This window comes from Acinetobacter sp. YH12145, from assembly GCF_013418335.1.
Lineage (GTDB): Bacteria > Pseudomonadota > Gammaproteobacteria > Pseudomonadales > Moraxellaceae > Acinetobacter > Acinetobacter amyesii.
Genome location: NZ_VPCE01000016.1, coordinates 19,633 through 35,259 on the forward strand (window position 1 = coordinate 19,633; position 15,627 = coordinate 35,259).

A 15,627-nucleotide genomic window follows, 5' to 3' on the forward strand; every position below is an offset into this window, starting at 1 on the left:
CCAAGGTAAAGTTTGCGCTAAAACCTGTTTGAATAATAGTGCTCGACATCGCTTTAGAGTTGCTCTGTACCTAACTCAAATTAAAGCTTGGTACGTGCATCAACTTTAGGATAAGGCGCCAATAACACAACAAAAATTACATTTTCTGGATATATTCTGCTGCGGAATATATCCAGAAAATGTTGTGTAATGAAAAGCTCATTAAACCGAATGGTGTAACATAAGTGGTTTCTGCAGCTGCAATCACTTATTCAACTAATTGAGCAATGGCTAAAGGCTAATCATCAGGTTGTTAGCTTGATATCATCCTTTTGAATGCATCAAAACATGACATGTTCAAATGACGCTGATTTACGCAAATGATGGTTGATTCTGATGGACTTAGCCATTTTTATTGTGATTTTCTCTTTTTTAAAGATCAATATTTACGGTAAGAGATGATTAATTTTGTATTTAATCAGTGCAAATACCTGCAACTAATTTGTATTTCATTATAAAAAATCATGCCCTTGATGTAAGATAAAATTCATTACAGATTATATGTATTTCGAGTGAATGTCCTAAATTCGAATACTTGATAAAAAAGGAAACAAGCATGCAGCAAGAAGTCATCATAGTTGGTGGTGGTATGGTCGGTTTAAGTCTGGCACTCATGTTGGCCAAAGACAAAATTGGCGTAAAACTTTTAGAAGCCATTAAATACCCCAATTATGATGATGCAAACCTTGAGCCTTATCACTCGAGTTTTGATGCACGAAACAGCGCATTGTCACGCCGTACGGTGCAAATTTATCAAGAACTAGGTCTCTGGGATGCTTTGCAGGAACACGCCACACCTATTTTAGAAGTGAATATTACAGAGCAAGGCAGTTTTGGTAAGGCAAGACTCAAAGCAGAACAAGAAAAAGTCGAAAGCTTTGGACAAGTTATTGAAAATGCATGGTTAGGCCGTGTGCTGCTCACAGAAGTCAAAAAACAACAATTCATTGAATTAATTGACGGCGTACAAGTGACTTCGCTGACGCAGGATGCAGACCATGCCTATATTGAAGCAAAGCGTGCTGAAGAACAGCTCAAACTACAATCTAAAATTGTGATTGCCGCCGATGGCCGTGATTCATTCTGCCGTAAAGCCTTAGGTATTGGCGCATCGGTGCATGATTATGACCAAGTGGCGATAGTCACTACAGTTCAAACCTCTAAACCGCATGCTCATGTCGGCTTTGAGCGCTTTAGTCCACTTGGCCCGTTAGCGCTGTTGCCACTTCCGGGTGAATACCGCCGCTCAGTGGTTTGGCCTGTTCCTAAAGGAACTGAAGGCGAGTGGATGGGTGATGAAAATGATCAGCATTTCTTAGATGCCTTACAAGAAACTTATGGTGACCGTGCAGGTAAATTCCAAAAAACGGGTAAACGCTTCAGCTTCCCATTGTCCCAAGTGCTTGCAGAAAAACAAGCTGTCGGCCGTGTAGTGCTGATGGGCAATGCTGCACATACCATTCATCCTGTCGCGGGTCAGGGCTTTAACTTGTGTATGCGCGATGCCTATGTACTGCGCCGTTATTTAACAGAGCAAAGTACCCAAGGTGCTGATTTGGGTGATGCAGCTATGCTGCTGGATTATGAAAAATCGCGCCTGACCGATCAGCAGCGTGTGATTAAATTCTGTGATTCAGTCGTTCGTGGTTTTAGCAACCAGAACCCAATTTTAAAATTGATCCGTAATACAGGATTAGTTGCCTTTGACACCATTCCGGGTATCAAGCCTTTGGTCGCGAATTATGCAATGGGGCTAAAAGCATGAGTTTAAATCAAACAGATGTACTGGATGCCGTGATTGTCGGCGGCGGCTTGGTTGGTGGCTTAACGGCATTGTTATTGGCGCAAGGCGGTGTGCAAGCTACGGTATTGGATGCGGCACCTATTTTGGATGCAGAAAAAACCAAAAGTGTTGCGAATCCTCGAGTTTTGGCGCTCAGTCAAGCCACCATTCATTTACTCAAGACTGTGGGCGTTTGGGAAAAGCTTGCCCGTCAGCAGCCTTATACAGGCATGCAGGTGTGGAATAAAAATGGCTATGGAGAAATCAATTTTGGTCATGTTGCAGAGCAAACACCATCAGTTGAGCAAGCTTTAGGTTCAATGGTTGAACCAAGTGTATTGAATTTAGCCATTCAAGAAAAAATGCTAGAACAGCTTGTAGACTACCGAACCCAAGTCAAGGTAAGTCGTGTTGAGCGCGGCGTTGGTGTGTGGATCATCCACCTCGCAGATGGTACACAGCTCAAAACAAAATTGGTGATAGGTGCTGATGGTGCAAACTCATTTGTCCGTGAGCAAGCTTTCATCGATCTAGATGTATTGGACTATAAGCAAGCCGGTGTGAGCTGTGCAATTAAAACCTCCCAACCGCATCAGCATTTAGCACGTCAAATTTTCTTAGAAACTGGCCCTTTAGCATTTTTGCCGATGGCGAGTCTAAAAAAAGAGGAAAGCGGTTATTGGCAATCCATTGTGTGGACCTTACCAGATGATTACGCCGATGAATATGTGGCTTTATCCGATGCTGAATTTAATGCGTTGCTCACTCGAGAAAGTCATCACATGCTCGGTGAAGTCTTAGAAGCAACTCCGCGTGCTAAATTTCCATTGAAGGCACGAGCTGCGCAGCAATATGTGCATGATGGTCTGGCGTTGATTGGTGATGCGGCCCATGTGATTCATCCGCTTGCAGGACAAGGCGTGAATATTGGTTGTTTAGATGCAGCGGTGCTTTGCGATGTGCTTTTGACCGATAAAAAACGAGGTGTGTGGGCACATGAACAAAGTTTGAAGCGCTATGAGCACCGCCGTAAAGGGCAAAACGATGCCATGATGCATAGTATGTCCGCGATTGGTTGGTTAGAAACCACCACTTTTTCACCTGTGGTGTGGGCGCGAAACTTTGGTTTAAAACAAGTGGAAAATCAGACTGTTCTAAAAGATGCGTTTATGGCTCAAGCCAATGGTCTGAGTATTTTAAAAGATACAATCTACGCAGCTTAGGTCAAAGTCAGATATTTTTTAGACAGTCGTATAAACAAGGTTACGATTTTGATTAAAAAAGATACGATTTTTTGATTATGGGTACTAGTCGAAATGCTCAGAGATTGCTAAATTTCTGTTAATTTAAAACCAGCCATTCGCTGGCAAACAGAAGTCATTCGCGGGGAGAACACAATGACTGATATGAACGATTATGATGATCCAGAAGATTCAGTAGTTGATGAAGATGAAGCACAAGCAGCTGAAAAAGGTGCAGGTGACGCAGCTGATTCTGCCTCTGATGGTGACACTTCTGAAGCTGAAACATTAACAGTGACTGCAAAACTAAAACAACGTCAGGCGCTTGAAGATGAAGTTGCTGCGTTCTTAGCGCGTGGTGGTCGTATTACCGAAGTCCCTCCAGACGAATCGGCAAAAGATTAAAATGAAAAAACACCACGTCATGTGGTGTTTTTTTTTGCTTCATTCGCTTGTGCGATGATGAACGTCATTCATTTTTTAACTCTGTAGCATGTTTGCTCAAGAAGTTAAGTCGTTAATAAGATGTGAAGTCGCTTCAAGCCGTCTTTGGCTTCATATATTTACGACTGATCGCGAAAATAGGATAAAACACAAAATGCAGTAAAAGCAAAAACATACAATTGATAATGAATGCAGCAATATACGGCGGTGCATGCATGGCCGCCACAGCAGCGACAAAAGATTGAAAAAGTAATACCGCACTCAAAATGATATAAGCCCAATAACGATGTCTATCCCAAAATTGGCTCAGTTTGAGTAAATTACCGACTACAAAATAGAGGGAACAATACCCACAGACCATCGCAATCGCGCTATGATCGGCCGTCATTTGCTCGCCACTAATATAGTGCGGATAGGGTTGAATGCCAGTATAAATAATATATGCAAGGGCCGTGAGCCAAACCAGATTAAAGAGAATGAACATCAGCGGTTTTTTGACAGATAGATTTATGGACATGTTATAAGCAACTTTTTTCATTCTATTTAAATTATTGTATGGGATAGCTTATGGAACCCGTAGGTCCCATAAGCGGTTCAAATTAAAAATAAAAAAAATTAAGCTTAATCGTTCGCTTGGGTTAATTCTAAAGCACGTTGATAGGCTACTTTCTTTTTAATTCCAGTTAAATCTGCAGCCAACTGAGAGGCAGCTTTAACGGACAAATCTTGAAGTAAACGCGTCAGCAATTTGTCTAACTTTTCTTGCTCTAGGTCTTTTTCTTCGGTCGCACCACCAATTACCAAAACGATTTCGCCTTTTTGCTGATTATGATCAGATTCGACAAAATGAACCAATTCACCCAAAGACATTTTTTTAATGGTTTCAAATGTTTTGGTAATTTCACGTGCAAAGCCCACAGGACGATCTGCACCAAAGACATTCGACATATCTTTTAGGCAGTCCACAATACGGTGCGGCGCTTCATAAATAATCATGGTTTGAGTTTCGTCTTTCAGTTTTTCCAGTGCTAAAAGACGTTGTGACTGTTTAGACGGTAAAAAGCCTTCGAAACTAAAACGGTCACTGGGTAGGCCGACAGCACTGAGAGCTGCAATGGCAGCACAGGCACCCGGCACAGGAATGACACGAATATTTTTTTCTTGTGCAGCACGAACCAGTTTAAAGCCGGGGTCACTGATCAATGGTGTGCCTGCATCACTAATCAGCGCCATATTTTCACCCTTTTCTAGGCGTTCAATCAGCTGGTCAATTTTGTTGCTTTCGTTATGGTCGTGGCATGCAGTTAAAGGCGTATTGATACTAAAATGTTTAAGTAATTGTGCGGAAGTTCGTGTATCCTCGGCGGCAATAATTTTAACCGACTTCAATACCTCAATTGCACGATAACTAATATCATCTAAGTGCCCGATTGGAGTTGCAACAACAAATAACTGAGCACTCATAGGTTTCTCCATGTTGGATAATAAGAACAAAATTTTGGGTCTTTGCCTTTTAAGCAGTCTGTTTACTGCTGCACAGGCAGACGTCTTGGTCATTCTACCTGAATCTGGCCCTATGGCGCGAGCCGCATCCAGTATTAAGCAAGGTTTCAATAGCGCATATCAATCGTCAGACTACAAAGTACCCATTAAGTTTGTGGATTCAAATCAAAAGCAAATTGCTGCGATATTGAAGCAACAGGTAAATAAAAAAACTCAATTGGTGATTGGCCCTTTAGCACGCCAAGATGTTGAAGCACTTGTAAAAGCAAAGCCTAAAGTCCGCGTGTTGGCTTTAAATGAAACGACGAGCCAAATTCCAAACGTCTGGCAGTACAGTCTATCGAAACGGGATGATGCCCTAGCACTCCAAAAAGTCTTCGAAAAAGACAAATTAGCGGAAGTGTTAGTGTTACGTCAGCCTGCAACTGAGGCAGAACATGAATTATTGCTCATGTCCTTAATCAGCCAAAGTTCAGTGCCGATTCAAGTGGTTGAACAGCTCCCAACGAAGCTGGACAAAAATCAAGGGGTGCTGTTGCTGGGCAATAATGAATGGTTAAATAGTCAAAAAAAACTACCTAAAGCAAAACTATATACCGTTGCCAATGCGATTGAAGCCACAAAGCCCATTCCTGTAGGGCTGAAATTTTGTGATGCACCTGCATTGCATGACGCGCGTTGGCCTGACCTGATCCGAGCTTATGAGGAAAACCCAGTAGATATGCCATATCAACGTCTTTTAGCTTTTGGCGGAGACACATGGCATATCGCAAAACAATATTTGCAAGAACCGAAATTAAAAAGCATTGAGTTTCAGGGGCGAACAGGGCTAATCAAAATTAGTCAAAACAATATTCAGCGTGTTCCTCACTGCTATGAGCGAAGTAAAAAAGGCATCGTAGCGATCTCACTTTAGGGATGAAACGATGCAGCTAAACTTAGAGCAGAAGAATTTGGGACAGATGAATCTGGGGCAGTGGGCAGAACGGCAAGCGCTGCGTTTGGTTAAGCAGCAAGGCTATGTACAGGTGCAACAGAATTATCATAGTCGTTATGGTGAAATTGATTTGATCGTTGCACGTGGTCAAGAATTGGTGTTTATCGAAGTTAAAGCCCGTTCGAATACCCGCTATGCCCAAGCCATCGAAAGTATCTCAATTCACAAACAACGTAAGATGATGAAGACTGCGTTGCATTTTTTAAATGAACAGTCACATTTTCAAAATTATTATTGTCGCTTTGATGCAATTTGTTTTGATTTTTATCAACACTTTGCAAAAACACTACAGCAAGACTTTTCTAAATACCCGTATCATCAGCAATGGATTGAAAATGCTTTTACTTTTGATCAAGAGTTGATTAATCTTTGATAAAACAAACTGTGTAAACGCATAGAAAAATACGAGTGGAAATTTGAGGAGTCGTGCTGAGTGGTTAAGCGTATTGCAATAATGATGCTTTGTGTCGCAAGTTTATCTGGCTGTGCGAGTTTTATTTCGAATGGAACAGGATCAGCACCTGTAGGAACTGAAAGCGGCGCACGCTCATTGGGACAAGTTTTTATTGACTCTTCCATTGTTCGAACAGCAAAAATTAATTTATATAAATTAGATAATCGTTTTAAACAGTCACGTGTCAATATTGAAAGTTTTCATGGCAATGTCTTATTGACTGGGCAAGTGCCGGATAATCATTTAAAAGAATTGGCAGAAGAAAATGTCCGTTCAATGAGTGATGTCAAAACTGTACATAACTATATTACAGTGGGTAATCAGATCAGCTATAGCACCATCATGCAAGATACTGCGGTCACTGCGAATACCCGTGGTTTGATTATGAAAGCGCCTGTGGTATCTGACAGCAAAGTACACATTCATACTGAAGATGCTGTTCTTTATGTGATGGGCCGTTTAAACAGTGCGGAAATCACAGACTTAAATCAAATCTTGCAACAAGTGGGTAATGTAACGCGAATTGTCACTTTAATCGATAATATTGATCAGAACCCAAATCCACAGGCACGTTCAATTAACTCAAGTTACACCACACCTGCTGTAGGTAATGTGCAACCTGAAGTACAAACGCCTGTAGCGATAGATCCGGATGCTGTCGATCCAAATGCTCAATAAAATGTCGGAAATGATGCTGTAAAATATGAATCAATGGTCTCTGCGGCTTCAGCAAAAAATGGATTTGGCTAAATCTTTATACCGAAATTTTCGGTTATATGATTTTGGCAGTTATGCATTAAATCGACTGACACCCAAACAAGGATATCATGTTCAAAACAATATCCCTTATGGTCTAAAAGCGCGCCATCGCCTAGATTTGTATCGCACGTCAGCACCTCGTCAGCAACGTCCACTCATCGTGTTTGTACATGGTGGAGCGTGGATGCATGGTGACAAAAAGGATTATGGATTCATTGGTGAAGCTTTTGCCAAAGAAGGCTTCGATGTTGCTGTCATCAATTACCATCTCGCACCTGAATATATTTTTCCGGCTTCAATTGATGATCTTAGCCTTGCATTAAACTATTTGACGCAGTCTCAGCATAAGTTGCAGATTGAAGTGGAAAATGTGGTGTTAATGGGACATTCGGCAGGGGCATTTAATGTCATGTCTGCACTGTATCATCCGACGCCTTATCAGCTACAAGTGAAAGAGAATATTCGTGCAATCGTGGGTTTGGCAGGGCCATATCATTTTGATTATAAAGGTGATCCGATTTGTGCAGATGCCTTTGATCAAAATATACCGTATCAACAAGTGATGCCGTATTATTTTGTTGAGCACAATCAAGTGAAGCATTATCTATTCACTGCGGATAAAGACAATATCGTTGGCCATAGCAATAGTGAAGATTTTGATCGTCGATTAAAAGCCTCAGGCAACCATAGTCAATTGATTCAAATCCCTCGTGTTGGGCACATTACGATGATTGGTTCAGTTTCGAGTCTATTTAGTCGCTTCTTTAAAACCAAAGCTGAAATCATGCGTGTACTCGATGAAATTAGTCCACCTTAATGTCTTTGGTTAAATGATTGAGAATAAAAACCGCCAAGTATGGCGGTTTTTTTATTGCATGATTTATTTACTAAAAATAGCTACTTATAACCATGCTTCGGTGTCATCTGCAACAGCAGACCCATGGATGACATGCATAATCATCGAATGGGCGATACTTCCTTTGAACGGAATTTCAGGTAATGCATCAAATTTAAAGAAAGCCGCATCACTTATTTCTTCTTCTTGTAATTGAAGCTCACCTGAAGCATATTCTGCTTTAAAGGCGATCATTAAATTACTTGGGAAAGGCCAAGGTTGGCTTGCCAGATATTGAATATTTTTGACCTTCAGCCCAACTTCTTCTTCAGTTTCACGACGAACCGCTTCTTCTAGAGTTTCACCCACTTCAACAAAACCTGCGATCAGTCCATACATAGCACGGACATTTTTTGCATTTTTTGCCAATAATATTTCATCTTCACCACGGGTAATGACGGTAATGACACAAGGATTGACACGAGGGTATTGGTGATAACCGCAAGCGGGACAAACCATGGCATATTCTGTGGCGTGGACTTGAGTTGCTGTACCGCAGTGGCTACAAAATTTATGATTACGGCGCCATTCTAAGAGTTGAATAGCACGGCTGGCTTGTTCAAATTGCTGAACATTCCAAAGTTGTAGAAGCTGGCGAATAGGAATGAGTTGTAAGCCATCAGGAATTGGCTCATTTTCAAGTAGGTCACGGGCAATCACTTGATCACCCGTGCCAATATTTAAATCACTTGCGAGTTGCTCAACTTCGGGAAGTTGAAAGTTTTCATCGACCAGCAATTGCTGTTGTTTGAAGATATACGCAAGTGATAATTTAGACATTAGGCCGCTGCTGATTTCAGTTTTTCGCTACTGTCCAATGCTACCTTAAACATGCCCTGTAAAACAGGTTGTTTGTTCTTTAAATTGTCAATCAACATATCTGCGCTTGCCAATGAATCTAATGCTTGATTCACTTCATTTGCATCAATCGCTGTTGATGATTCAACTCGTTTCAAAATGAATTGAGCAGTTGAATTCAGCGCATTTTGAGCTGCATCTGCATTGAGGAACAACATTGCACCACCAATTTCACGGAATTGAGTTGCAGTCGCTTCAAGTTGTGTTAAATCTTGATTTTGTAAATACTGAACCAAAGATTGGCTAGCAGCATCAATTAAAACCTTGGTCTCATTTAACAGGGCAGCATGTGCTTCATCTAAACGGTCGAGTGAAATATTCATATTATTCACACGAAGTTGTAAGCGGCTGGAGGTGTGATGACGCTCAAGCACACCAATCGAGTTCATGGCAGACAAGATATTGTTCATCAACTGCTGGGCAAAGCTTTCATCTTGTAAAATCTCAGCATTTCCTAATGACGCGGCTTGACGCGACAGGTCGTTATAAGCTTCATTTAAGTTCAAGACTTTGAAAATATTTGCCAATTCGTTCAATTTCGCTTGAAGTTCTTGGGTTTTTTCAGGCGTCATATTTTGATAGTTAAATTCAATATCATTACGAATTTGCGTCATTTCAGTCGTAACCAATTCACCAATGGTATGCATGGTTTCGAAGTCAGGACCATATAAATGACGACTGAAAACTTGCAATTGGGTGTCGGTAAGAAGGTCTTCACCGATATTTAACTTGCCACGAATATGATGAGAAATGTCATCTTCTTGGCTAATGTTTAGACTTAAGACATTGGCTAAATCAGAAATGGATGCTTTAAAGCGCTCAGTTCCTGCAAAATATTGAGCCATATTGCGCTCAATGCTCACCAAGGTACGTAAGCGAGCATCGGTAATTAAGATTTGATCAATTTGATTAAACGCAACAAAAACCAAGTTCCAATATTGTTTGCTTAGATGTTTGTCTGAAAGACCTGCTAAATACGCACCGACCAATTTAATCGCTTGCAGATCTAGCTCAGTTTCTTCTTGTTTAATCAATTTATTCAAAGCCAACTTATACAGCCGGTGAACGTATTTTGATTTTTCAAGTGCAGGAGCTTGAGGTAAGTCAAAGTCAGGGGTAATACAATCGAGTAGGGACTCAATGTGTTGGCCTTCCGACGTTAGAGGTTTACCTAAAGATAGTTCTAGACGATTAAGACTGTCCAGCAGGAATTGTGGAATTTTAACTTCACGTAGGCAGATAAATTCGATGTAGCGTTTCAGCATGGTCGTGCCTTCGCTCAGTGCGATGACCTCTTGAGTGTTAATTTGCGCAGGATTCCCCATGATCTTGCGCATTAACTCTGCTGAATATTGAGCGATTTTTGCCAAACTTGGCATATCAACTAAAGCTAGTACTTGAGCACATTGTTCAAATTGAATCAGTGCATCATCAATCCCGAAAGGTAAAGTTTGATCTTCAACTAAGGTGCTGACTGCTGATTCGACTAACTTGATTGAGTTATCAACCTCATTTTTTATTATCAGCAAAGCCGTTGGATCAAAATGGATAGAGGTTTGGTAAGACATGTATCTGCACCTTTCCTAGATGTTTTATCTTGTTTATTAACCGCCCCTTAAGGCGGTCCATGTTTATGGTTTTACTATAGCGTATGTAAGAATTGTTTATATACAAAAAGTAACACGAAATTTAGATTTTATTTCGCAAAAAGGCAAGGTGTACCATGTTTTTCTTCAAATTGTTTGACCCATGTCTCATGGGCTTCAAGTTCATCTGCTGAAGGTAAAATCACAGGTAATTCTATTTCAACAGCGGCGCGGGTTTGCGAACCATCTTCATTTTGCGAGTGGGTCAGGGCATCGATATCAAAGGAAACCTGACCGCCCGTCATTGCTAGGTATACGTCAGACAGAATTTCCGCATCGAGTAAGGCACCATGGAAGGTACGGTCACGTTGTGGAATTTCGTAACGACGCACTAACGCATCGAGTGAGTTTTTCTGGCCTGGATGCTTGGCTTTGGCCATAGCCAAGGTATCGGTGACTTCGCAAACTTCAGATAATGCCACAAAACCGGCACGTTTGAACTCCATATCAAGGAAGTTCATATCGAAGGTTGCGTTATGCGCAATGATTTCTGCGCCTTTTAGATAGTCAAATAAGACATCAGCAATTTCAGCATACAGTGGTTTGTCTTTTAGAAAGTCATCACTGATTCCGTGAATATTTTCAGATTCACCGACAGGTTTTTGCGGGTTGATATAAATATGAATTGAGCTACCGGTCAGTTTGCGGTTAATCATTTCCACCGCACCGACTTCAATAATACGGTCGCCATCTTGGAAATAGAAACCTGTGGTTTCCGTATCTAAAATTAATTGTCGTGGGCCAGATACATCGACGGTTGCTGGTGTAATGACAATCATTGGATGGATTTCAGCAGCTTGCTTAGACTGTATAGGGGTAGCTTCATTCAACGTTGAAGCAGTGTCTGTTGCTTGTTGTTCTATCGCAATGTCATCAATCTGCTCTGCGTCAATAGTTTTCTCAGCAGAGATTTCTTCTGCTTCATCCTCGCTATCAGCAAATTCGAGTCCAAATGGATCATTTAATAGCCAGTCGGGTTCAGCTTTTTTTTTAGGTGCTTCAGCTGTAGTTGATGCCGCTAGTTTGATCTGTTCGAGGGTTTTTTCTGCGCCTAGATTGGCCAATTGATCGGCCATTTCATTTCCCGGATGGCCTGCATGCCCTTTAATCCAGTTCCATTCAATTTCCCGACCCTGACAAGTTGCATCCAGTAATTTCCACAGATCTGGATTTTTAACATCTTTCCAGTTTTTCTTTTTCCAACCATGGATCCACTCGGTAATGCCTTGTTTGACATAGTTAGAGTCTGTCCAAATAATCAGTTTTGCATCGGACGGACAATGTTGAATGCCTTCAATTGCAGCAGTCAATTCCATACGGTTATTGGTGGTTTCAGCTTCGCCGCCGCAGAGTTTTTCTTCTCCAGTTTCACGGATGATATACGCCCCCCAACCCCCTAAGCCAGGGTTGCCTTTACATGCACCATCAACATAAAGCGTGATTGTTTGAGACATAAATCAAATCCGGAGAAAAACGAGCATTCAGAACCGTATATTGTATAACGCAAATGACAGAGAGAAATCCATTTCTGGCGATTTTTTTAATTTCTTGTAACATTTATACTGAAATAGCGTTAAATTAACGCCTTGTGTCTGTGTTCTGCTTCACTACAATGGCATATCTAAAAAATAAATTTTATATGAGTTGTCTGGATTTTTTTATGTATAAATCAACTGCGACTGTCTGGCAGCCTACGTTACCACAAATTTTTAAATTTACAGTCTTGGGTTCTGCACTCGCAGCTCTTGGTCTGACGGGCTGTTCTTCATCGCAAACGACTAAGCAGAACTCAGCAAGTAAACAAGTTGGCTCAAACTTTCTCGATGCCAATAGTTTAGATTCACTCGAAGATTTACTTTCTGCAACAGACATGCGTGCCGTAGAAGGCGATCGCCTTTTAGTACTTAAGCATGGTGATGTCTGGAAGCGTATGACCGTGGGTTTCAAAATGGATTTGAACCACTGGGATACGCGAATTGAAGCGCAGCGTGGTTGGTTTATTTCACGTCAACCATATATTGATCGTTTAAGTGCGCGTGCGTCCCGTTATTTATATCACACGGTTAAAGAAGCAGAACGTCGTGGTTTGCCGACTGAGTTGGCGTTATTACCAGTGATTGAAAGTTCTTATGACCCAGCAGCAACCTCAAGTGCAGCCGCAGCAGGCTTATGGCAATTTATTCCAAGTACTGGACGTATTTACGGCTTAAAACAAACCTCAATGTATGATGGTCGTCGTGACGTAGTGGAATCAACGCGTGCAGCTTATGAGTTTTTAGGTGCGCTACATAACCAGTTCGGTTCGTGGGAATTGGCTTTGGCTGCATATAATGCAGGGCCGGGCCGCATTCAACAGGCGATTAACCGTAACCGTGCGGCAGGTTTGCCAACGGATTATTGGTCACTAAAACTGCCCCAAGAAACCATGAACTATGTCCCACGTTTCTTGGCTGTTGCTCAAATTATTAAAAATCCAAGTGCTTATGGCGTAAGTTTACCGCCAATTGCCAACCGTCCACACTTTCGTGAAGTGGCTGTAGGGCCTGCAAATTTAAATGAAATTGCATCTATTACCGGTTTAAGCCGTGCAGAACTCTATGCACTAAATCCCGGGCATCGTGGCGATGTGATTGACAGCAGTAGCCCAATGCGGATTTTAATTCCTGCGGATGTGAGTCCATCAGTCGATGCACGTTTGAAGAAATTACAATCAGGTGGTTCATCAGGTTATTGGGCAAGTAATTCAACTTATAACTTACCAAAAAATAATGTTGAAATAACACCGTCACGTGTTACTCCGCCGGAATTAAATAGTAAAACTATTCAGCCCGCTAAAGTGACGCCACCTACGCTTAAAACACAGCCGACAGTGACAGCTTCTGCCAAACCACCTGTAGTCGCTGCAACGGTAACGCCGAGTGTTCCATCAGGAACGAAAGGCAAAACGCCAATAGGATCATCTGCTTTGGCTGCTTTTGCATCGAATAGTGATATTCCAAGTGCGCCGCGTATTCCAGTCGCTGTAACACCTTCGACGCCTGTGAAAGCCGTGTCTGTCGAGCCACCACTCAGCGCAAATGAGCGTGAGCAAATCATGGCGGCTATTAAAGCTGAAGGTGAGACCAAAACAATAGATGAGGTATTAAAACCAGTAGCGACTAAAGCAGAACAAGAAGAAGTCGTTCAGGAAATTAAAGCTATTGCGCCGAAAGGCACTGAAATTGTCGATCCTTATGATGGCAAGATTAAGTTGACTGCGATTCAGACCAGTCAGTCAATTGCAGACCAACAAGGTAAAGAACTGACGAAAGGGTTCTCTTACCCGAAAAGCGTGGCTGAAAATACAGGTGCAGATTCCGAAGAAGCCAAACGCAACCAAGGTAAAAATGTCATTCGTACAGATTCTGAAATTGTAGTTGTACCACCTAAAGGTAAACGCAGTACTTATACAGTTTTGGCGGGTGACACATTAGCGTTGATCGCGATGAAAAATGGCGTAAATTGGCGTGATATTGCAGCTTGGAACCAAATTTCGCCAGATTCGACCTTGTATGTCGGTACGACCATCTATTTATATGATGCGAAACCGATTGTGCAAAATAATGAAGAATCGAAAGCCAAGCCTATTGCAGATAGCTATGTGGTGAAAGCAAATGACAGTCTTACAGCTGTTGCGAGTCAATTTGGTTTAAGTACGAAGCAACTCGCAGACTACAATGGTTTAACCACCACGAGTGGTTTATATGTTGGGCAGAAATTATCCTTAAAAGAAACGCCTGCATCTAAAGCAAAATTGGAAGCTGACAAGAAAGCAGCTCAAGTTGTCGAAAAACCTGCAAAAGTTCAAACCAAATCCTACACGGTAAAACGTGGTGAATATCTAAAACTCATTGCAGATCGTTATGCGCTGTCAAATCAAGAGTTGGCAGATTTAACAACTGGTTTAACGGCTGGCAGTAGCTTGATGGTGGGGCAAAAAATTAATGTGCCATTACAAGCTGTAGCAGAAGTTGAGAAGCTCGAAAGCAAAGTCGTGAATCGCATTGAAAATGTCAAAGTTGATCCTGCGTATAAAGTTGAAAGCTATAAAGTGCAGCGTGGTGATACGCTTTACAGTATTGCGACGCGGTCAAAAATCAGTTTGTCAGAATTGGCGAGTCTAAATGATATGTCGGTAAATAGTGGGCTGATGGCTGGGCAAAGCATTAAAGTTCCTGCAAGTTCAACTGTTCCGGATACATATGTGGTGCAGTCTGGCGATACACTGACGGGCATTGCTAGTCGCTATGATTTAGGCATGGACTATGTCGCAAATTTAAATGGTATAGAGCGTAGTTCTGGTCTACGCGTTGGGCAGAAATTAAAATTAACAGGTGATGTCGCACCGGTTAAAGTAGAAACCAAAGCTGAGGCGACCAAAATTGAAAGCAAAACCAATACACGAACGAATTCCGTTGATGCGACCGATATTCATGTGGTGAAATCAGGTGAAACATTGGGTGTGATTGCGAAGAAATATCATCTTCAATTACGTTATTTAGCTGAATTAAATGGCCTAAATACCAATAGTGCGATTCGTGTAGGGCAGCGTTTAAAAGTAGATGGTGAACTACCTACTGATGTAGCTAGTAAAGCAACTGAAACCAAAAAAACGGAAGCTAAATCCTCTACGAGCAATGTGAAACCAACAAATACTGAAAGCTATACTGTGAAATCAGGCGAGTCTTTAAATTCGATTGCTAGTCGGACAGGTTTAACTGTGGCAGCATTGGCTGAATTAAATAACTTGAACCCCCGTGCAGGACTGCGTGTCGGTCAAAATTTACAAGTCCCTAAAACTATCAGTGAATACCGTATTAAACGCGGCGATACATTGATTGGTTTAGCAAGCCGTTATGGACTTGATACATCAAAACTTGCTGAAATGAATGATATACAACCGTCTGCTCAGTTACGTATTGGTGAAGTCATTAAAGTACCAAACTGAGTCCAAACATTAAGGAGTTAA

At 41.6% G+C, this 15,627-nt stretch carries 13 protein-coding genes; 8 read left to right on the top strand and 5 right to left on the bottom strand.

What is annotated here, in order from left to right; translation table 11 throughout:
- The first annotated feature begins 595 nt into the window (after positions 1-595).
- From ubiH to FTU80_RS14450, 3 genes are all read left to right on the top strand, one after another.
- A complete protein-coding gene (gene ubiH, locus FTU80_RS14440) occupies positions 596-1,804 on the top strand; it encodes a 2-octaprenyl-6-methoxyphenyl hydroxylase (RefSeq protein WP_180085787.1) in 1,209 nt (402 codons plus the stop codon).
- A complete protein-coding gene (locus FTU80_RS14445; RefSeq protein WP_180085789.1) occupies positions 1,801-3,045 on the top strand; it encodes an FAD-dependent monooxygenase in 1,245 nt (414 codons plus the stop codon). The genes ubiH and FTU80_RS14445 overlap by 4 nt, the downstream gene beginning before the upstream one ends.
- A gap of 174 nt (positions 3,046-3,219) precedes the next feature.
- A complete protein-coding gene (locus tag FTU80_RS14450; protein WP_078189169.1) occupies positions 3,220-3,468 on the top strand; it encodes a hypothetical protein in 249 nt (82 codons plus the stop codon).
- 133 nt (positions 3,469-3,601) lie between these two features.
- On the opposite strand, the gene FTU80_RS14455 is transcribed toward FTU80_RS14450, so the two are convergent.
- Positions 3,602-4,024: a hypothetical protein gene (locus FTU80_RS14455; RefSeq protein ID WP_180085791.1), complete on the bottom strand. Its 423-nt coding sequence runs from the start codon at positions 4,022-4,024 to the stop codon at positions 3,602-3,604.
- Between the two features lie 104 nt (positions 4,025-4,128).
- The gene (gene rsmI, locus FTU80_RS14460) at positions 4,129-4,971 is read right to left on the bottom strand and encodes a 16S rRNA (cytidine(1402)-2'-O)-methyltransferase (RefSeq protein WP_078189168.1); all 843 of its coding nucleotides are present in this window, start codon (positions 4,969-4,971) and stop codon (positions 4,129-4,131) included.
- 10 nt (positions 4,972-4,981) lie between these two features.
- On the opposite strand from rsmI, the gene FTU80_RS14465 reads away from it, so the two are divergent.
- The 4 genes from FTU80_RS14465 to FTU80_RS14480 are packed head-to-tail and all read left to right on the top strand — an operon-like array spanning position 4,982 to position 8,037.
- Entirely contained in the window at positions 4,982-5,926 is a 945-nt protein-coding gene (locus FTU80_RS14465; RefSeq protein ID WP_180085793.1) for a penicillin-binding protein activator, read from the top strand.
- Between the two features lie 46 nt (positions 5,927-5,972).
- Positions 5,973-6,380 (top strand): YraN family protein, encoded by a 408-nt coding sequence (locus tag FTU80_RS14470; RefSeq protein ID WP_111885865.1) that lies wholly within the window; start codon positions 5,973-5,975, stop codon positions 6,378-6,380.
- Between the two features lie 60 nt (positions 6,381-6,440).
- Positions 6,441-7,139 carry a BON domain-containing protein gene (locus FTU80_RS14475; RefSeq protein WP_180085796.1) on the top strand — a complete coding sequence of 233 codons (699 nt, stop codon included), beginning with the start codon at positions 6,441-6,443 and terminating at the stop codon, positions 7,137-7,139.
- Between the two features lie 25 nt (positions 7,140-7,164).
- On the top strand, positions 7,165-8,037 hold the full coding sequence (locus FTU80_RS14480) for an alpha/beta hydrolase (protein WP_180085798.1): 873 nt from the start codon (positions 7,165-7,167) through the stop codon (positions 8,035-8,037).
- A gap of 84 nt (positions 8,038-8,121) precedes the next feature.
- Here FTU80_RS14480 and nudC read toward each other — a convergent pair whose 3' ends face one another.
- The 3 genes from nudC to dnaQ form a co-directional block, all read right to left on the bottom strand.
- Entirely contained in the window at positions 8,122-8,895 is a 774-nt protein-coding gene (gene nudC / locus FTU80_RS14485; RefSeq protein WP_180085800.1) for an NAD(+) diphosphatase, read from the bottom strand.
- Positions 8,895-10,541 carry a chemotaxis protein gene (locus FTU80_RS14490; RefSeq protein ID WP_180085802.1) on the bottom strand — a complete coding sequence of 549 codons (1,647 nt, stop codon included), beginning with the start codon at positions 10,539-10,541 and terminating at the stop codon, positions 8,895-8,897. Before FTU80_RS14490 ends, nudC begins: the two co-directional genes overlap by 1 nt.
- Positions 10,542-10,669: 128 nt before the next feature.
- Entirely contained in the window at positions 10,670-12,073 is a 1,404-nt protein-coding gene (gene dnaQ / locus FTU80_RS14495; RefSeq protein ID WP_180085804.1) for a DNA polymerase III subunit epsilon, read from the bottom strand.
- Positions 12,074-12,279: 206 nt separating this feature from the next.
- On the opposite strand from dnaQ, the gene FTU80_RS14500 reads away from it, so the two are divergent.
- Positions 12,280-15,606, top strand: a complete 3,327-nt coding sequence (locus FTU80_RS14500; protein WP_180085806.1) for a LysM peptidoglycan-binding domain-containing protein — start codon at positions 12,280-12,282, stop codon at positions 15,604-15,606.
- Positions 15,607-15,627 lie beyond the last annotated feature (21 nt).